Source organism: Mycobacterium sp. NPDC003449 (assembly GCF_053588415.1).
The window spans coordinates 1-17956 of sequence record NZ_JBSFPX010000005.1 but is presented as its reverse complement, the minus strand read 5'-3'; the positions used below and the strand labels follow the sequence as shown (position 1 = coordinate 17956).

Below are 17956 nucleotides of genomic sequence, written 5' to 3'. Positions count from 1 at the left end.
GCCATCATCTTTCACGCCCGTCCTCCTGGTTCTCGTCGTCGGCGTCCTGCGGAGACGTTATCCGCGGCGGGGCCGGGGACGATGGCGAGATCTCCTGACACTTAGTGACAGCTCTACTGTGTCACTAAGTGACAGGAAGGTCAAGCGGGGGCGGTCTTGGTGAGCGCCCTGAGATAGAAGTAGTCGCCGTAGGGCAGCGCACCGTCGACACCCCAGCCGTGCGGGGCCGAATACGTCGACTTGCCGATGATGCCTGCCGGCCCGGCGAATACGGCATCGCGCCCGAGTGCGGTGAGCACCCGCTCGAGCCGCTCGTCGGCCTTGAGCCGGCTGCCCAGCCGCGGGTCGGCCGCCGCATCGGCCAGGCCGGAGGCGAGTATCGCGGCGGCGCTGGCGTCGAACAGTCCGGTGCCGGCCAGCAGATCGTACGGCGGAAGTTCCTGCAGCGGCGCATGGTCGACCCAGAACTGCAGGCACCGTTCGGCGACCTCGGCGAACTGCTCCTCGCCGGTGGCCAGGTAGGCGTCGATGAAGCCGTGTACGGCCCAGGCCTGGCCCCGGGTCCAGCAGCTCTGGTCGGCGGCGCCCTGGAAGGTGCCGCGGGACCGCACGCTGCCGTCGGGGTTGTGGTGCACGATGTGAAAGCTCGCGCCGTCCGCGCGGACCAGATCCTGGCTGGTCGTCATCGCATGCCGGTGGGCGATGTCGTGCAGATCGGCGCGGTCGAATCGACGTGCCGCCCACCACAGCAGCGGCAGGTTCATCATCGTGTCGATGGTCGAGGTCGGCTGGCCGCGGGTGTCGTCGAGCGCCCCGAACGCCTGCAGGTAGGAGCCCGCCGGGCGGAACCGTTTGGCCAGCGTCTCGGCGGCCGTCAGCGCGACCCGCGCCCAGCGCTGCGCTGCGGCCGCGTCTCCCTCGGCTTCGCGTTCATCGGCCAGCAGCACCGCCGAGGGCCAGAACATGAAGCCGAGATCGTGGGTCGTCTCGTCGCGGGCGCGCATCGCCGTCGCCCCCGCGAGCGCGGCCGCCAGTTCGGTCTGGGGCGGTGCGCCGAGCCGGTGCAGGTGCAGCAGGCAGCCCACCCAGAACCCGCTGGTCCAATTGCCGTGATCGTAACTGTCGGTGGTCCAGTAGCTTTCCTCGTCGACCGGCACCTGTTTCCAGCGGCCGTCTTCGACGTAGTGGCCGCTGCGCATCGGCGCATCGGACAGCGCGTCGAGTACGCGGCCGTAGGCTTCGCTCACGAAGTCGTCCCTGTCCGGCGCCACACTGGTGACGGTCGAAGTCATCCGGCGTTACCTTCCTGTCGGTCACATACGACGCCGTCGTCGATCAGCGCCGCCACCTCATCGTCATGGAATCCGTTTTCCCGCAGAATTTCTCGGGTGTGCTGCCCGCAGTACGGGGGAGGGGTGCGCACGGCGGGCAATGCGCCGTCGTACATCACCGGATGGTGCACGACGGAGGCATCCCAGTCGTCGGTTCCGGCGTGCCCGATGATTCCGTTGATGTGCACCTGCTCGCTGGCGAGCACGTCGTCGTAGTCGAGGACCGGCGCGTGCCAGACGCCTGCGGCGCGCAGACGTTCCTGGGCCTGGTCGGCGGTCAGGGCGGCCACCGCCTCGGTGACCCGCCGGGCCACCTCGTCGCGGTCGGCCATCGGGTCGAGGCCGGTGAGATCGCCGATCTCGGGCAGCGCGGTGCGCAGGTTCTCCAGCGGCCCCATGCTGATGGTCAGCCACCCGTCTCGGGTCTCGTAGACGCCGTAGGGCGCCTGGTGGTACCAGGTCCCCAGATTCTCGTGGCGGGTGCCGACATCGGACCACTTGCTACCCGAGTTCATGAAGAACGTCAGGGCCTCCATCTGGAGATCCAGCGCGGCGTTCAACAGGCTTGCCTCGATCTTGGTGCCCTCGCCCGTGCGGGTGCGTTTGACGACGGCGGCCAGCACCGACAACGCCAGCAGCGTCGCGCCGTGCTGGTCGACGAGCGCCGCGCCGCCCGGCGTCGGTCGCGGGCCCGACGCGGCGGTGAGGCCCGAAACCGACTGGGCCAGCAGGTCTTGACCGGGCATCGACGACAACGGCCCGCGCGGGCCGTAGCCGGTTGCCGACGCGAAGATCACCGACTCGTTGTCGTGTTTGAGCTGTTGGTAGCCCAGGCCGAGTTTGTCGAGCACCCCGGGGCGGTAGTTCTCGATCACGACGTCGTAGGTGCGCGCCAGGCGGCGCACGAGATCGGTCCCGTGCGGGCTCTTGAGGTCGACGCTGATGCTGCGGGTGTTGCGGTTGCCCGCGACGAACAACGAACTCGCGTCGGCCGGTCCTGGGCCGGGACCCATGACGGCCCGCTCGGCCGAACCGCTCAACGGTTCCACCTTGATGACGTCGGCGCCGAGGTCGGCGAGGTACTGGCAGGCGGCAGGCCCTTGCAGCCAGTGCGTGAACGCCAGCACCTTGACCCCCTCGAGGAGGCCGGCCGGCCGGGTCGGCACCACCGTGTCCTGGTCTTCTGGCATCAGGAGATCACTTTCTGTGGATCGGCCTCGGCGGCCTGGGCTGGGGGCAGGTGGTCCAGGGTGACGTCACGGCCGACCTTGGCGTATGCGGTTTCCTGGCTGACGAATGCGCTGAGGAAGGTGAATCCCGCCATGACGATGACCAGGCCGCAGACCAGGGCGATGCCCGCGTACTCCGGGCCGGCGAGTGCGGTGGAGATCAGCGGTGCACACCCGCCGAAGATGGCCGCCAGCTGCGGGCCGAGCGAGGCCCCGCTGTAGCGCAGGTGGGGCGGGAACAGTTCGGTGAAGTACGCGGCCTGCGGTGCGTAACAGGCGTCGCGGCCGATGTTGATGCCCAGCACGAGCAGCAGGGCCACCAGCCACATCGCCCCCGCGTCGACCGCCCAGAGGAACGGGAAGGCGAGAATCGCCATGACGACGGCGCCGAACATGATGGTGGGACGCCGGCCGATCTTGTCCGACACCGCACCCCACATGGGGATGGTCGCGATGGCGATGGCCGACGCGAGCAGGGTCGGGGTCAGTAGCGTCGACTTGTCGAACCCGAGGCCCACGGCATACGCGAGGAAGAAGCTGGTCCAGACGTAATAGATGCCGACGTCGGCCACCCGGATGCCCGCGGCGCGCAGAATCGTCATCGGATACCGGCGGACCACCTCCAGTACCGGGCGGCGCTGGATGTTGCCGGAATTCTTGACGGCGGTGAACGCGGGTGATTCGGCCATGTTGAGCCGGATATAGAGGCCCACCGCGATCAGTACTGCCGACGCGAGGAACGGGATACGCCAACCCCAGGAATCGAATTGGCCATCGGGAACGAGCGTGCTGGTCAGCATGAACGCGCCGTTGGCGGTGAGCGCTCCGAACGCGACACCGAGTTGGGGCAGGCTGCCCCAGAACCCGCGGCGCTGTGGTGGCGTCTGTTCGGTAACCATCAGGGTGGCGCCCGCCCACTCGCCGCCGACACCGATGCCCTGCAGGAACCGCATGAGGGTCAGGATCAGCGGTGCCGCGATGCCGATCGAGCCGTAGGTGGGCAGCAGCCCGACCACGACGGTGGCCAGGCCCATCATCAGCAGCGAGAAGACGAGTGCCTTCTTGCGGCCGATCCGGTCACCGAAGTGGCCGAAGATGATCGCCCCAAGCGGCCGGGCGACGAAACCGACCGCATAGGTGCTGAACGCCAGCAGCGTACCGACGTAAACGCTTGTGCCTGCAGGGAAGAACTGCCGGTTGAAGATCGTCGCCGCCGCGACGCCGTAGAGGTAGAAGTCGTACCACTCAATGCTGGAGCCGAGGGTTCCTGAGACGATCGCCCGCCGACGCTGCGCGTCCTTCTCGGCGACGGGTATGGGCGCGGATTGTGACATCAGTTGACTCCAGTGGCGTGTCGGGGTGAGGGGATTGTGGATGGCGCCGTCGTCGGGTGCCGGATCGTCCGGTTCGTCAACGAAGCTCGGTGTGGTGGTGAGTGGTGGCCGAGGAACCGACGGTGCTTTCTCGGATCACCAGCTCGTAGGTGAAGGGGTCGGTGGGGACCGGCGCGCCGTCGCAGAGCACGCGCACGGCGGTCTCGCCGAGCCGGGCGGTGGGGAATCGGATGGTGGTCAAGGGAACTCGCGAGTAGGCGGCGATGTCGGTGTCGTCGCAGCCGACGATCGCGATATCACCCGGTATGGTCCTGCCCGCTCCGGCCAGCACCGACATCGCCCCCACCGCGGCGTAGTCGTTGAAGGCCAGGACGGCGTCGAAGTCGAGCTTTTCGGCCAGCGCCGCGTTGGCGGCGGCCGCACCCGCTTCCGCGGTGAAGCCCGAGTAGCGCACCAACTCCGGGTCGGTGTCCATGCCGAGCGATCGAGCGGCCTCTCCTGCCGCGGTCACCCTGGCCCGGGTGATCAGCCAATCACGTTCGCCCGCAATGCAGAGCACCCTTCTGCGGCCCAGGGTGGCCAGATGGCTGACGGCGGCATGCATGGCCGAGTGGTTGTCGACGGCGAGGTTGGGCACCTGCAGCTGATGGGGTCCGATGGACACGATGGACAGGCCGTCGAAGTCGTTGTCGGCGAGGTGCTTTTCGTCCTGCAGGCCGCCGCCGCACAGTACGACACCGTCGACGCGCTTGTCCGCGAGGAACTCCAGCGCGGCGAGTTCGCGATCGGGATGGCGATCGGTGTTGCAGAACACGATCCCGTAGCCGCGCTCGCGGGCGGCGGTCTCGGCGCCGCGGGCGATGTACTGGAAGTACTGGTCGCCGATATCGGGGACGATGAGTCCCAGGGTGTTGCTGGATCCGCTGCGTAGCGAGCGTCCCAGCGGGTCGGGCTTGTACTGGAGGCGTTCAGCGGCGGCGACGACCCGTTCGCGGGTCTCGACACTGATCCGCCCCGGCTTGCCGTTGAGGACGCGCGAGACCGTGGCGATGGACACGCCCGCGGCCTCGGCGACGTCTTTGGCGAGAACTGGGCGATGTGGTGTCACTCTCACCCTCCTGACAGTTTGCTTGACGTGGAAAAACGATTACGCAATGTGGTTAAACGTTTGCGCAATCATGTACGTTCGGGTTGACTGTGTCAAGGCTCATAGCCAGATCGGTGACCCCGCGAACCATCAAGGAGATCGAATCGGATGACAGAACATCGACAGACCGACGACGCAACGGCGCACCAGGGAATCGCCGCGGCGGCCGTGGGCCGTGAAGTCTCGTTCACCAAGACGGTCGGTGAATCCGACGTCTACCTGTTTGCCGGAATCACCGGCGACCTGAGCCCGAACCATGTCGACGAATCGGCCATGTCGAAAACCCGGTACGGCCACCGGATCGCTCACGGCGTCCTGCTCGTCGGCTTCATGTCGACCACCTCGACGGCGATGATCACGGCGCTCGGCGGGACCGCGGTCTCCTACGGGTACAACCGGGTGCGGTTCATCGCGCCGGTGTTCATCGGCGACACCGTCACGGTGACTTACACGATTCGCGAGGTGGACCTCGACGCGGCGAAGACCTATGCCGACGTCGTCGTCCGCAACGACGGGGGAACGACCGTCGCTGCGGCCGAACACATCCTGTACTTCCTCGAGGAGGCCCGGTGACGGTGACGGCCGCACTGCCCGGTGTCGGGCAGTTGCTTCCCGCCGACGGCCGGGCACGGTTGATCGGTCGGCTCGGGATCGACGGGTGTGCGCCGGTACCGGTGCTGGTGCGCGGTGCATCGGTGTGGGATCTGCGGTCGGTGGCCCCGACGGTCGCCCACCTGCTCGACGCCCCCGACCTGGTGGACACCCTCGACCGGATCGCCCGCGGTGCCCCGCTGTGCGGTATCGACGACGTGGTCGGCGAGATCGGCCCGCCAGGACCCGAAGGAGCGCCAGTACTGCTGTCGCCCTTCGATCTTCAGGTACTCAAGGCATGCGGGGTGACGTTCGCCGGCAGTATGCTGGAACGGCTCATCGAGGAACGCAGCGCCGGAGACCCGGTCCGCGCCAACAGCCTGCGCGTTGAACTCGAGGCCGGTGGGCTCGGCGACCAGCGGCTCGATCTGGCCGCCATCGCTCCCGGCTCGGCCGCCGCGTCCGAACTCAAGGCACGACTGGTGGTCAACGGTCTGTGGTCGCAGTATCTGGAGGTCGGCCTCGGCCCCGACCCCGAGGTGTTCACCAAGGCTCCGGTGCTGTCCTCGGTCGGATCGCTCGGCCACATCGGCATCCCGGAGTTCTCGCAGTGGAACAATCCGGAGCCGGAACTGGTGCTGGCCGTCAACTCCGGTGGCGTACCGGTCGGCGCGGCCCTCGGCAACGATGTGAACCTGCGTGACGTCGAAGGCCGGAGCGCGCTGCTGCTCGGAATGGCCAAGGACAACAACCGGTCGGCCGCACTCGGGCCGTTCATCCGGATCTTCGACGAGCACTTCACCGTCGACCACGCGCGGTCCCTCGAGATCAGCCTGCGGGTGGACGGCCCGGACGGCTTCGTTCTGCACGGCACCAACGTGGTCGCCGCATTGAGCCGCTCGTTCGAGGAGCTGATCGCGGCCACCTACGGCCGCCATCACCAATACCCGGACGGGTTCGCGCTTTTCACCGGAACCCTGTTCGCGCCGACCGAGGATCGCGACGCGCCCGGGCTCGGATTCACCCACCACCTCGATGATGTCGTGACGATCTCGAGCCCCGAACTCGGCAGTCTCGTCGGGGTGATCGGCCGGACCGAGGATCTGCCGCCGTGGCGCTACGGCATCGGCGCCCTGCTCACCGACCATCGAAACCGCACCCCCGACGCACACGGAGGAACCACATGACCACGACCCTGACGGGACAGCTGTTCGTCGCCGGCCGCCGGGTGGCCGGCGCCGGCCCCGTACTGCACCCGGTTGCCGCCGTCAGTGGCGACGAGCTGCAACCGGCCTACGGCTCGGCTGCGGCCGGCGATATCGACGCCGCGGCCGCGGCAGCCCGCGAGGCGTTCGACGGGTACCGCAACGCACCGCTCGAGGTGCGGGCCCGGCTGCTGGAACGCATCGCCGACGGCCTGGAAGGGCTCGGCGATGAGCTGATCGACCGGGCCCACGTCGAGACCGCCCTGCCGAAGGGGCGATTGACGTCCGAGCGCGGCCGGACCACCGGACAGCTGCGGATGTTCGCCCGGGTCGTCCGTCAGGGCGACTGGCTGGGGGTCCGGGTGGATCCGGCCGATCCGTCACGGCAACCCTCGCCGCGCCCGGACCTGCGGCTGCAGCACATCGGGCTGGGCCCGGTGGCGGTCTTCGGGGCCAGCAACTTTCCGTTCGCCTTCTCGGTTGCCGGCGGCGACACCGCCTCGGCGCTGGCGGCCGGATGTCCGGTGATCGCCAAGGGGCACGAAGCCCACCTGGGAACCAGCGAGCTGGTCGGCGCGGTGATCACCGAAGCCGTTCGCGCCGAAGGCCTTCCGGACGGCGTCTTCTCATTGCTGTACGGTGCGGGGCCCGATGTCGGACAGGGCCTGGCCCGGCATCCGGCCGTCGCCGCCGTGGGATTCACCGGATCGCGGCGTGCCGGGTCGGCGCTGATGGCCGCGGCCGCACAACGGCCGGTCCCGATCCCGGTCTTCGCCGAGATGTCGAGCATCAATCCCGTCCTGGTGGCCCCGGGGGCACTCGACGAGGGGGCCGAGCGTCTCGCGGCCGGCTTCGCGGCGTCACTGACCCTCGGCGCGGGACAGTTCTGCACCAATCCGGGCCTGTTGCTGGTGGTGAAGTCACCCGGCAGCGAACAGTTCACCCGCGCCGCGGTCGAAGCCCTCGGCACGGCCGCGGCCCAGACCATGCTGACACCTGGGATCGCGGCGGCGTATCACCGTGGCCTGCAGCGGTTGCGCGCACAACCCGGAGTGCGTGAGCTGACCGGGCCGGCCGAGGCCGGCGCGCGGCAGGCTGGTGCGGCGCTGTTCGCGGTCGCAGCAGACGATTTCACGCACCGCCCGGCGCTCTGTGAGGAAGTGTTCGGCCCGGCGGGTTTGATCGTCGAATGCGACTCACCGCAGGCGCTCACCGAGGTGCTCGACACACTGCCCGGACAACTGACCGTGACCGTGCACGCAGCCGAGGGCGACCACCCGTTCATCCGCGGACTGCTGCCGCGCCTTGAGCGCATGGCAGGCCGGATCCTGTTCGACGGCTGGCCGACCGGTGTCGAGGTGTGTGACGCGATGGTGCACGGCGGCCCGTTCCCGGCGACGTCCGATTCCCGGACCACCTCGGTGGGCACGTTGGCCATCGACCGCTTCCTGCGGCCGGTGACCTATCAGGACATGCCGGTGGCGCTGCAGCCCACGGCCGTGCGCGACGACTCGCCAAACCTGACCCGTCGGATCGAGGGCACCCTGACGGTGCCGGGACGGGTCTAGGCGTCGGATTCGGTCGTGAGGTGTTCGCCGAAGAACGCGAACACCCGCGACCAGGCATCGGAGCTGGCGGCCTCGTCATAGCCGAAGCCCGTGACGCGCAGCAGGGTCTGGCCCGGAAGCTGATTGGCGAAACTGTGACCGACTCCGGGATAGACCTTGATATCGGCGGGGATGTGGTTGTCCTCGACGATCCTGCGGAGCCGGGCCGGTGCGCCGACGCCTAACGGGTCGCGCCCGCCGAAGCTGGCCACGATCGGGCAGGACGGGTCGAGTGCCCGATTCAGGTGCCGGGGCAGCGGGGTGCCGTAGAACGGCGCGGCGGCGCCGAACCCCTTGGGCCCCATGATCAGGGCGAACTGCCCGCCCATGCAGAAGCCGGCGATCCCGATCCGGCCGGTGCACTGTGGATGCGCGGACAGGTGATCGCGGGCGGCCAGAATGTCGTCGAGCGACCTGCCGCGCTGGGTCAACAACTCGCGCATCACCCTGGTCACGCAGCGGGCCCAGCCGCCGCGGGAGAACAGCTTCGGGGTGATCGCCAGATAACCGGCGGCGGCGATGCGTGCCGAGATCGCCTCGTTGTCGGCGGCGTATCCGAAGCCGTCATGGATGACCACCACCCCGGGCCAGGGTCCGTCGCCTTCGGGTGTGCTGAGCAGGGCGTCGAGCGGACCGTTCGGGGTGGCGATGGAGATTTCGGTCACCTCACCGAATGTAGTGGTTCGGCGGCCGGCGTTCAGGTGCCGCAGAAGGTGCGGTAGGCGCCGAAGCTCTCCGGAGCGGGCGACGCGTAGCGGTCGAGGCCCGGACGCTCATCGTAGGGCTGGGTGACGGCGTCCATGAGCCTGCCGAACGGTTCCAGGTCGCCCGCGGTCGCCGCGTCCAGCGCCTCCTCGACGAGATGATTGCGGGGGATGTAGACCGGATTGAACCGGTCCATCGCGCGGGTGTCGGGGCCGAGTGCCTGCCAGCGCGCCAACCAGTCGTCGAACCCGGTGCCGGCCGGGCGCTCACCGCCCAGCGCCCGGAAAAACGAGGTGTAGTCGGTACGGTGCTGTTGCAGCAGGGCGAGCAGATCGACGATCAGGGCGCGGGCCGTCTCGTCGTCGGTATCGCCGAGCAGGCCGAGTTTGGCCCGCATGCCCGCCAGCCAGGCGTCCTCGAACCGGGTCCGGAAACCGTCGAGGGCCCCGGTGGCGAGCGCCACCGCCCGCTCGCCGTCGTCGGCGAGCAGCGGGAGCAGGGTTTCGCCGAACCGGGCCAGGTTCCACTCGGCCACCGCGGGCTGGTTGCCGTAGGCGTAGCGCCCCGTGTGGTCGATAGAGCTGAATACCGTTGCGGGATCATAGGATTCCATGAACGCGCACGGTCCGTAGTCGATCGTCTCGCCGGAGATGGTCATATTGTCGGTGTTCATCACGCCGTGCACGAAGCCGGCCAGCAGCCAGCGGGCCACCAGCGAAGCCTGGGTCGACACCACGGCCTCGAACAGTCCGAGGTAGGGGTTGTCGGCCTCGGCGGCCGCCGGGTGGTGACGGGCGATCGCATGATCGGCGAGCCGTCGCAACAAGCCCAGATCGTCTGCCGCCCGTCCGTATTGGGCGGCGTACTGAAAACTGCCCACCCGCAGGTGGCTGCTCGCGGTCCGGGCGAGCACCGCGCCGGGCAACGCGCTGTCGCGCCACACCTGGCGGCCGGTCGCCACCACGGCCAGCGACCGGGTGGTCGGGATGCCCATCGCGTGCATGGCCTCGCTGACGATGTACTCGCGCAGCATCGGGCCGACGGCGGCCAGGCCGTCACCGCCGCGGGCGAACGGTGTCCGCCCCGACCCTTTCAGGTGCAGGTCGCGCGGGTGCCCCTCGGTATCGGTGAGCTCGCCGAGCAGCAGGGCCCGGCCGTCGCCGAGGCGCGGGACGAAGCCGCCGAACTGATGGCCCGCATAGGCCTGCGCGACGGGGGCCGCACCCTCCGGTACGGCGGTTCCGGTCAACAGCCCGAGCCCGGCGGGGCCGCGCAGCCAGGCGGGATCCAGACCGAGTTCGGTGGCCAGCGGTTCGTTGAGGACCAGCAGCCGCGGGTCCGGTGCCGCCTCGGCTCGCCAGGCCACCGCGAGCTCCGGCAACTGGCGGGAGAAGCCGGCGTCCAGGGCGACGGCGGTATCCGGTGTCACGCTCACCCTTTCGAGGCTACGGACCGGGCGGCGGCTCGAGGTCGCCCAGGTCGTCGGGGACGTCGACCGCGTAGCCCGCGAGCACCTCGAGGGGCACCACCTCCAGCGTGCGTTCGTGGGTGGCGGCCAGAACCACCGGGGCGGCGAAGCCGTCCTGGTGGGCGCGCAGCCAGTTCACCGCGGTGACGCACCAGCGGTCTCCGGGCACCAGACCGGGGAAGCGGAAGTGCGGTGCCGGGGTGGACAGATCGTTGCCGATGGATCGCTGGTGCTCCAGGAAGTCGGTGGTGACGACGGCGCAGATGGTGTGCCTGCCCACATCCGCATCGCCGGTGGTGCAGCACCCGTCGCGGTAGAAGCCGGTCAGCGGGTCGGTGCCACATTCCGCCAGTGGCCCGCCGAGCACATTGCGATCCGCCATGCGACCAGTATTGCGCGGCCCGCGGTCGGTCAGGCCCGCCGGACCGCACCCGGCTGGGCGTCGAGGATGAGCAGCGCGACGTGCAGCGAGGTCATCGACTCGCCGTCGTCCAGATCGGCCCCCAGCCTGCGCTGGATCGCGGCCAGCCGGCTGTAGAGCGCGGGCCGGCTCATGTGCAGGCGTTTGGCCAGCGCCGTCTTGTTTCCGGCCAGCTCCAGATACCCACGCAGGACGGCCATATCGTTCTCGCCGTGGGCGGCATCGTGGATCAGCAGCGTCTTCAGTTCGGTCTCGGCGAACGTCTGCACCCGCGGATCGTCGTGCAGCAGGGTCAGCAGTCCGCGCAGGCGCACATCGGAGGCCCGCACGAACGGACGCCGTGGCCCCGTCATCGCCGCCGCGACCTCGGCGACGTGCGCGGATTCCCGCAGGCCGCGAACCGCATCGGCGAACGCGCCCGCGCCCGCGCCCACCGCGACCACGACGTCTCCGGCCTCGCCCTCCCGGGTGATGGTTTCGCGCAGCCCCTCGGCGAGGCGGGTGAGGGCCGAGTCGGCGGCCGTGCCGCGCCGGGTCGCCACCGCCAGCACCAGCCCGATCTCGCCATCGCGCCGGATCGAGCAGATCGCCGTATGGCCCTGCGATCTGACGCTGTGGGTGACGGCGTCGAGGACGCGGATGTTGCGTCGCTGCGCGGCGACCGGTTCGAGCCGGTCGGCGTGCGGGCTGACACGTACCGTGACCGGAAGGTAGGGCCCGGTGGCGCGCAGGCCGAGCGCGGCCGCACGGGCGTCGGCCTCCCGGTCATCGGGGATGCGCCCGCCGAGGACGTCCTCGATCAGCCCGCTCTGGGCCTGGTGCTCGAGCCCGGACCGGCCCCGCTCGGCCATCCGGTGCAAGGCCAGTGCCTGCGCGGCCCGCTCCAGCGTCATGGTGGCCTTGGCCGGGGCGGCGGGGGCGTGCGGAATGATCAGCCGTCCCCACTCCTCGGTGCGCGGGCCGACGGCCGTGCAGGTCCAGGATTCCGTCATCGAGCGTGACCGGCGCTGCCAGTCGACGAGGACCAGCGTGGCCGGCTCGTTGCGCGGCGATATCGCCAGCACCTGGTGCGAGAGGTCTTCGAGCACAACCGATTCGTCGATCATGTCGGCGGCCGCGTGGACGATGTCGGCGAGCGGGGCGCGTTTCATGCTCAGCTCGGTGAAGGTCTGGTGGGTGCGGTAGGCGAAGGCCAGTTCCTCGTACTGGTCGGCGACGATCAGCCGGTGCACCGCCTCGGTGACCTCGACGAATCTGGTCTCGCGGTGCAGCAGCACCAGGGTCAGGCCGAGCGAGCGGGCGAGGCCGGCCGCGATATCGGGTAGCGAATCGATGCGGGTGCCCAACTCCACGACCACCCCGACCGCGCCGGCCCGGTGCATCCCCTCCAGATAGTCGCGGGGCGCATCGCGCAGCGCCGCGCCCGTCGTCAGCACCAGCTCGCCGCCCTGCAGCAGTCCCGAGAGGTCGGGCATATCGCTGACGTGCACCCACCGCACCGGGCGGGCGAGGTTTTCGGTGCTCACCACCTCGGGTAGGCCGGCCTGCACGACGGGGAGTGCGATCACGTCCCTGACGGTGGGGATCATTTACGGAGTGTAATAAAAGTATCGATAGTGATTACAGAGTGATCGCCGCGGGTGAGGGTTTGGTGCCGCAGGGTTGGCAGTGAAGTCAGCGATCCATTCAGCGACCCGATCCGGAGGTTCCCGCATATGAGCACTGCCATCCAGCACTGGCGCGACGGCAAACTGTTTGCCGGCAGTTCGACCGAGACCGCTCCGGTGACCAATCCGGCGACGGGTGCGGTCAGCGGTCAGGTGGCGTTGGCCTCGGTCGAGGATGCGCGCGCGGTGATCGATGCCGCGGCCGCGGCGTTCCCGGCCTGGCGGGACGCCTCGCTGGCCAAGCGCACCCAGGTGCTGTTCAACTTCCGTGAGTTGCTCAACGCCCGTAAGGGTGAGCTGGCCGAGATCATCACCGCCGAGCACGGCAAGGTGCTCTCCGACGCCGCCGGCGAGGTCAGCCGCGGGTTGGAGGTTGTCGAGTTCGCATGTGGCATCCCGCATCTGCTCAAGGGCGGGTTCACCGAGAACGCCTCGACCAAGGTCGATGTGTACTCGATCCGCCAGGCGTTGGGGCCGGTGGGCATCATCTCCCCGTTCAACTTCCCGGCCATGGTGCCGATGTGGTTCTTCCCGATCGCGATCGCCGCCGGTAACACCGTGGTGCTCAAACCCTCGGAGAAGGATCCGTCGTCCTCGCTGTGGATGGCCAAGTTGTGGGCCGAGGCGGGACTGCCCGACGGGGTGTTCAACGTCCTGCAGGGGGATAAGACCGCGGTCGACGAGTTGCTGACCAACCCTAAGATCAAGGCGGTCAGCTTCGTCGGGTCCACCCCGATCGCCCAGTATGTCTACGCCACCGGCACCGCGGCGGGTAAGCGGGTGCAGGCCCTCGGCGGCGCCAAGAACCATGCCGTGATCCTGCCAGACGCGGATCTGGACCTGGCCGCCGATGCCATGGTCAACGCCGGTTTCGGCTCGGCGGGTGAGCGCTGCATGGCGATCTCGGCCGCGGTCGCGGTCGGCCCGATCGCCGATGACCTGGTGGCCAAGATCAGCGAACGTGCCACCACCCTCAAGACCGGCGACGGTACCAAGGATTCCGATATGGGTCCGCTGGTCACCAAGGCCCACCGCGACAAGGTCGCGGGCTACATCGACGCCGGCGAGGCCGCGGGCGCCAAGGTGGTCCTCGACGGCCGCACCGTGCTCGACGGCGCCGGGCAGCGCGATCCGGCCGGTTTCTGGCTGGGCCCCACCCTGCTCGACAATGTCACCCCCGATATGAGCGTCTACACCGACGAGATCTTCGGCCCGGTGCTGTCGGTGGTGCGCGTCGAGACCTACGACGAGGCACTCGAGCTGATCAACGCCAACCCGTACGGCAACGGCACCGCGATCTTCACCAATGACGGGGGAGCGGCGCGCCGGTTCCAGAACGAGGTCGAGGTCGGCATGGTCGGCATCAACGTCCCGATCCCGGTTCCGATGGCCTACTTCAGCTTCGGCGGCTGGAAGGCCTCGCTGTTCGGCGACACCCACGCCCACGGCACCGAAGGCGTGCACTTCTTCACCCGCGCCAAGGCCATCACCAGCCGCTGGCTCGACCCCAGCCACGGCGGTATCAACCTCGGCTTCCCCGAAAACAAGTGAGAGACTGCACCACATGACCGTGTCTCAAGAACCCGCCCTGCTGCCCAACGGCCTGAGCCTTCAGGACGCCAAGGCCGAGGCCGCGCGCGCCTACGAACTCGACCGTGCGCACGTGTTCCATTCCTGGTCGGCCCAGGAGGAGATCTCCCCGATGGCGATCACCGCATCGCAGGGATCGTACGTGTGGGACGGCGAGGGTAACCGGCTGCTGGACTTCTCCTGCCAGCTGGTCAACACCAACATCGGCCATCAGCATCCGAAAGTTGTTGCGGCCATTGCCGAACAGGCCGCCAAGCTGTGTACGGTCGCCCCGCAGCACGCCAATGCGGCGCGCTCGGAGGCGGCCCGGCTGATCGCCAGCCACACCCCGGGCGATCTGAACAAGGTGTTCTTCACCAATGCCGGTGCGGATGCCGTCGAGCATGCGGTGCGGATGGCCCGGCTGCACACCGGCCGCTACAAGGTGCTCTCGCGCTACCGTGCCTACCACGGCGGCACCGAGACCGCGGTCAACCTGACCGGCGACCCGCGGCGCTGGCCCAACGACCACGGCAACGCCGGTGTCGTGCACTTCTTCGGGCCGTTCCTGTACCGCTCGCGGTTCCACGCCACCACCGAGGCCGAGGAGTCCGAGCGGGCGCTGGCCTACCTCGACGAGTTGATCCGGCTGGAGGGTCCGTCGACCATCGCGGCCATCATCCTGGAGTCGATCCCCGGCACCGCGGGCATCATGATCCCGCCGCCCGGCTACATCGCGGGCGTACGCGAGATCTGCGACCGGTACGGCATCGTCTTCATCGCCGACGAGGTGATGGCGGGCTTCGGGCGCAGCGGAAAGTGGTTCTCCATCGACCACTTCGATGTGGTGCCCGACCTGTTGACGTTCGCCAAGGGCGTCAACTCCGGGTACATCCCGCTCGGCGGTGTGGCGATCAGCCCGGCGATCTACGAGACGTTCGCGCATCGCGCCTACCCTGGCGGGCTGACCTACTCCGGTCACCCCGTCGCGACCGCCGCGGCCGTCGCGACCATCACCGCGATGGAAGACGAGGGCATGGTGGACAACGCGGCCACGATCGGTGCCGAGGTGATCGGCCCCGGCCTGGCCGAGCTCGCCGCCAGGCACCGCAGCATCGGCGAGGTGCGTGGCGCCGGCGTGTTCTGGGCGCTCGAACTGGTGGCCAACCAGGAGACGCGGGAACCGTTGGCGCCCTACGGTGGTTCGAGCCCGGCGATGAACGCCGTGGTCGCGGCGTGCAAGGCGGGCGGACTGCTGCCGTTCGCCAACTTCAACCGAATCCACGTGGTGCCCCCGTGCAACGTGACCGCCGAAGAGGTGCGTGAGGGTCTGGCGATCCTGGACTCCGCGCTGGACGTGGCCGACCAGCACACGGCCTGACGTTCGATTCTCCAAGCCCGGCTGCGCGATTCGCGTGGCCGGGCTTGGTGCGTCAGCGGCCCTGGATGATCAGGTCTTTGATCTCGGCGAGGTGTTCGTCGACCGAGCGGAAACGCGCGCGGGTCTCCTGGCGGAACTCGGCGAGCTCCCGCTCGACCGACATCAGGCGTCCCTCCACGGAGGTCAGTCGTCCCTCGACCGACGTGAGCCGCGTGCCGTGCTCGCGCTGATTGACGCCCACTGCGTTCACCGCGGCGAGCACGGCACGGTAGTCGAAGCGATCGGCCTCCAGCGCCGCAACGCGCGCTTCGAGGTCTTCCAGGGTCGCCATCACCACATCCTATGGGTCGCCGGGCGGCCCGGTAGGTCGATCGGCACGCCTGTGGATAACCCGGTTGGACGGTGGACACGGGATCGGCTTGAGAGACTGATCCCGTGCGAACACACGCCCAATGCTGGCTCACCGACATGGACGGCGTCCTGGTACGCGAGGAACACGCGTTGCCGGGCGCCGCGGAATTCCTTCAGACGCTGGCCGACCGGGAACGGCCGTTCCTGGTGTTGACCAATAATTCGATCTTCACCCCGCGTGATCTGGCTGCGCGCCTGACGCGTTCGGGGCTGACGGTGCCCGAGTCGGCTATCTGGACATCGGCCCTGGCGACCGCGACGTTCCTGGACGATCAACTGCCCGGCGGCTCGGCGTACGTGATCGGCGAGGCCGGCCTGACCACCGCCCTGCACGAGGTCGGCTACACGCTCACCGACACCGATCCGGATTTCGTGGTCCTGGGGGAGACCCGCACGTACTCGTTCGAAGCGATCACCAAGGCGGTGCGGCTGATTCTGGGCGGCGCCCGGTTCATCGCGACCAACCCCGACGTCAGCGGACCGTCGGCCGAGGGACCGCTGCCCGCCACCGGGTCGGTGGCCGCGATGATCACCAAGGCGACCGGGCGTGACCCCTACTTCGTCGGCAAACCGAATCCGATGATGTTCCGCAGCGCGCTCAACCGCATCGAGGCCCATTCGGAGAACACCGTCATGGTCGGTGACCGGATGGACACCGATGTGGTGGCCGGTATCGAGGCGGGCCTGGACACCATCCTGGTGCTCACCGGGTCCACATCGGCCGAGGAGATCGAGCGCTATCCGTTCCGGCCCAGCCGGGTGCTGCCCTCGATCGCCGAGGCGATCGATCTGATCTGACCTCGATTCGGCCCCACCATCAAGAGTGATGCCGATGGCTCACATCGAACTGATCGGGGTGCCGTTCGACGGTTATGGGCGAACAGGTAACCAGGCGCGCGCGGCGAGCGCGTTGCGCGGCGCCGGGATTCTCGACGTATTCGGCACCCATCGGGTGGTCGTCAACGCCGATCTCGACCTGCCCGCACCGGATTCCGCACGTGGCCCGTCGACCGGCCTCATCAACGAGCAGGCGCTGCTGGCGATGACCGCCGCGCTCAACGAACGGGTCGGGGCGGCGCTGGCCGCCGACCGGTTTCCCGTCGTCTACGGCGGTGACTGCTCGATATTGTTCGGCATCGTAACCGGGTTGCGCGACCACGCCCGCGACGTCGGCCTGGCGGTCGTCGACGGCCACGAGGACACCATGCCGCTGGACGTGTCCGAGGATGGCGAGGCGGCCAACACCGAGATCGGGCTGCTGCTCGGCCTGACCGGACGACTGCTCGGCGGTCCGCTGGCTGACCGGTTGCCGGCTCTGCCGCGTGAGCGGCTGGTCGTGATCGGGCCGCGCGACGAGGCGTGGCGCCGTCAGTTCAACGTAGGCACCCTCGCCGACTGCGGCGTCTGGGTGGCACCGCTGGCGAGCGTGGCCGGCGACCCGGGCGGGACCGCGCGCCGCGCGCACACCGCGCTGACCGCCGGAGCCGACCGGTGGTGGCTGCACATCGATCTCGACGTGCTCGATCCCGAAGAGTTCGCCGCCCAGGGGCTGCCCGGAGTTGCGGACGAACCGGGTGGATTGACGTGGGCTCAGCTCGCCGAACTGACCCGGCTGATGGTCTTCAGAGGAGGCTGCATCGGATGCAGCCTCGCGATCTACGACCCGGATCAGGATCCAGGGGCGACCGGTGCCGCGCAGATCGTCGCGTTCGTCCGAAATGTCATCGGCGGGCCCTGGATCTGACCGACACACTGTTGGCGGGGATGGCGTGGCATCGGGGCAATCGCATAGAGTATCCAATATTAGGGAAAGCGAGACCCGATGCCACCGCGAACAGCCACCCGGCGCACAGCAGCCGCCTCCGACGGCGGCAGCGCGCCGCGGTCAGA

The 17956-nt window shown here is 68.9% G+C and carries 16 protein-coding genes; 7 read left to right on the top strand and 9 right to left on the bottom strand.

Annotation, left to right across the window (positions count from 1 at the left end; translation table 11 throughout):
* Positions 1-140: 140 nt before the first annotated feature.
* The 4 genes from ACWDTP_RS02720 to ACWDTP_RS02705 form a co-directional block, all read right to left on the bottom strand.
* Entirely contained in the window at positions 141-1292 is a 1152-nt protein-coding gene (locus tag ACWDTP_RS02720) for a hypothetical protein (RefSeq protein WP_450016323.1), read from the bottom strand.
* The gene (locus tag ACWDTP_RS02715) at positions 1289-2521 is read right to left on the bottom strand and encodes a CaiB/BaiF CoA transferase family protein (protein ID WP_450016321.1); all 1233 of its coding nucleotides are present in this window, start codon (positions 2519-2521) and stop codon (positions 1289-1291) included. Before ACWDTP_RS02715 ends, ACWDTP_RS02720 begins: the two co-directional genes overlap by 4 nt.
* On the bottom strand, positions 2521-3894 hold the full coding sequence (locus tag ACWDTP_RS02710) for an MFS transporter (RefSeq protein WP_450016319.1): 1374 nt from the start codon (positions 3892-3894) through the stop codon (positions 2521-2523). Before ACWDTP_RS02710 ends, ACWDTP_RS02715 begins: the two co-directional genes overlap by 1 nt.
* A gap of 76 nt (positions 3895-3970) precedes the next feature.
* Positions 3971-5002 carry a LacI family DNA-binding transcriptional regulator gene (locus ACWDTP_RS02705; protein ID WP_450016317.1) on the bottom strand — a complete coding sequence of 344 codons (1032 nt, stop codon included), beginning with the start codon at positions 5000-5002 and terminating at the stop codon, positions 3971-3973.
* 147 nt (positions 5003-5149) lie between these two features.
* On the opposite strand from ACWDTP_RS02705, the gene ACWDTP_RS02700 reads away from it, so the two are divergent.
* The 3 genes from ACWDTP_RS02700 to ACWDTP_RS02690 are packed head-to-tail and all read left to right on the top strand — an operon-like array spanning position 5150 to position 8405.
* Positions 5150-5614: a MaoC/PaaZ C-terminal domain-containing protein gene (locus tag ACWDTP_RS02700; protein ID WP_450016315.1), complete on the top strand. Its 465-nt coding sequence runs from the start codon at positions 5150-5152 to the stop codon at positions 5612-5614.
* Positions 5611-6819 carry a fumarylacetoacetate hydrolase family protein gene (locus ACWDTP_RS02695; RefSeq protein WP_450016313.1) on the top strand — a complete coding sequence of 403 codons (1209 nt, stop codon included), beginning with the start codon at positions 5611-5613 and terminating at the stop codon, positions 6817-6819. Before ACWDTP_RS02700 ends, ACWDTP_RS02695 begins: the two co-directional genes overlap by 4 nt.
* Positions 6816-8405, top strand: coding sequence for an aldehyde dehydrogenase (NADP(+)) (locus tag ACWDTP_RS02690; RefSeq protein ID WP_450016311.1), 1590 nt, complete (start codon positions 6816-6818; stop codon positions 8403-8405). The genes ACWDTP_RS02695 and ACWDTP_RS02690 overlap by 4 nt, the downstream gene beginning before the upstream one ends.
* On the opposite strand, the gene ACWDTP_RS02685 is transcribed toward ACWDTP_RS02690, so the two are convergent.
* From ACWDTP_RS02685 to ACWDTP_RS02670, 4 genes are read right to left on the bottom strand one after another with little or no spacing between them, the layout of a single operon-like run.
* Positions 8402-9109 (bottom strand): dienelactone hydrolase family protein, encoded by a 708-nt coding sequence (locus ACWDTP_RS02685; RefSeq protein ID WP_450016309.1) that lies wholly within the window; start codon positions 9107-9109, stop codon positions 8402-8404. The genes ACWDTP_RS02690 and ACWDTP_RS02685 overlap by 4 nt on opposite strands.
* A gap of 32 nt (positions 9110-9141) precedes the next feature.
* Complete coding sequence (locus tag ACWDTP_RS02680; RefSeq protein WP_450016307.1) at positions 9142-10584, bottom strand: protein adenylyltransferase SelO; 1443 nt, start codon at positions 10582-10584, stop codon at positions 9142-9144.
* 10 nt (positions 10585-10594) lie between these two features.
* Positions 10595-10999 (bottom strand): DUF2237 family protein, encoded by a 405-nt coding sequence (locus tag ACWDTP_RS02675; protein ID WP_450016305.1) that lies wholly within the window; start codon positions 10997-10999, stop codon positions 10595-10597.
* A gap of 29 nt (positions 11000-11028) precedes the next feature.
* The gene (locus tag ACWDTP_RS02670; RefSeq protein WP_450016303.1) at positions 11029-12627 is read right to left on the bottom strand and encodes a PucR family transcriptional regulator; all 1599 of its coding nucleotides are present in this window, start codon (positions 12625-12627) and stop codon (positions 11029-11031) included.
* A gap of 126 nt (positions 12628-12753) precedes the next feature.
* Between ACWDTP_RS02670 and ACWDTP_RS02665 the strand changes: the two genes are divergently transcribed.
* Positions 12754-14256: a CoA-acylating methylmalonate-semialdehyde dehydrogenase gene (locus tag ACWDTP_RS02665; RefSeq protein WP_450016302.1), complete on the top strand. Its 1503-nt coding sequence runs from the start codon at positions 12754-12756 to the stop codon at positions 14254-14256.
* Between the two features lie 13 nt (positions 14257-14269).
* A complete protein-coding gene (locus ACWDTP_RS02660) occupies positions 14270-15655 on the top strand; it encodes an aminotransferase class III-fold pyridoxal phosphate-dependent enzyme (RefSeq protein WP_450016300.1) in 1386 nt (461 codons plus the stop codon).
* Positions 15656-15707: 52 nt separating this feature from the next.
* Here ACWDTP_RS02660 and ACWDTP_RS02655 read toward each other — a convergent pair whose 3' ends face one another.
* A complete protein-coding gene (locus ACWDTP_RS02655) occupies positions 15708-15986 on the bottom strand; it encodes a hypothetical protein (RefSeq protein ID WP_450016298.1) in 279 nt (92 codons plus the stop codon).
* 137 nt (positions 15987-16123) lie between these two features.
* On the opposite strand from ACWDTP_RS02655, the gene ACWDTP_RS02650 reads away from it, so the two are divergent.
* Positions 16124-16864, top strand: a complete 741-nt coding sequence (locus tag ACWDTP_RS02650) for an HAD-IIA family hydrolase (RefSeq protein WP_450016469.1) — start codon at positions 16124-16126, stop codon at positions 16862-16864.
* A gap of 34 nt (positions 16865-16898) precedes the next feature.
* Positions 16899-17810 (top strand): arginase family protein, encoded by a 912-nt coding sequence (locus ACWDTP_RS02645; RefSeq protein ID WP_450016296.1) that lies wholly within the window; start codon positions 16899-16901, stop codon positions 17808-17810.
* The last annotated feature ends 146 nt before the right edge of the window (positions 17811-17956 follow it).

Excerpts from the sequence above, each read along its gene's own strand:
- ACWDTP_RS02720 (WP_450016323.1), bottom strand. The coding sequence starts at position 1,292 with ATGACTTCGACCGTCACCAGTGTGGCGCCGGACAGGGACGACTTCGTG.
- ACWDTP_RS02715 (WP_450016321.1), bottom strand. The coding sequence starts at position 2,521 with ATGCCAGAAGACCAGGACACGGTGGTGCCGACCCGGCCGGCCGGCCTC.
- ACWDTP_RS02710 (WP_450016319.1), bottom strand. The coding sequence starts at position 3,894 with ATGTCACAATCCGCGCCCATACCCGTCGCCGAGAAGGACGCGCAGCGT.
- ACWDTP_RS02700 (WP_450016315.1), top strand. The coding sequence starts at position 5,150 with ATGACAGAACATCGACAGACCGACGACGCAACGGCGCACCAGGGAATC.
- ACWDTP_RS02690 (WP_450016311.1), top strand. The coding sequence starts at position 6,816 with ATGACCACGACCCTGACGGGACAGCTGTTCGTCGCCGGCCGCCGGGTG.
- ACWDTP_RS02675 (WP_450016305.1), bottom strand. The coding sequence starts at position 10,999 with ATGGCGGATCGCAATGTGCTCGGCGGGCCACTGGCGGAATGTGGCACC.
- ACWDTP_RS02670 (WP_450016303.1), bottom strand. The coding sequence starts at position 12,627 with ATGATCCCCACCGTCAGGGACGTGATCGCACTCCCCGTCGTGCAGGCC.
- ACWDTP_RS02665 (WP_450016302.1), top strand. The coding sequence starts at position 12,754 with ATGAGCACTGCCATCCAGCACTGGCGCGACGGCAAACTGTTTGCCGGC.
- ACWDTP_RS02660 (WP_450016300.1), top strand. The coding sequence starts at position 14,270 with ATGACCGTGTCTCAAGAACCCGCCCTGCTGCCCAACGGCCTGAGCCTT.
- ACWDTP_RS02655 (WP_450016298.1), bottom strand. The coding sequence starts at position 15,986 with ATGGCGACCCTGGAAGACCTCGAAGCGCGCGTTGCGGCGCTGGAGGCC.
- ACWDTP_RS02650 (WP_450016469.1), top strand. The coding sequence starts at position 16,124 with ATGGACGGCGTCCTGGTACGCGAGGAACACGCGTTGCCGGGCGCCGCG.
- ACWDTP_RS02645 (WP_450016296.1), top strand. The coding sequence starts at position 16,899 with ATGGCTCACATCGAACTGATCGGGGTGCCGTTCGACGGTTATGGGCGA.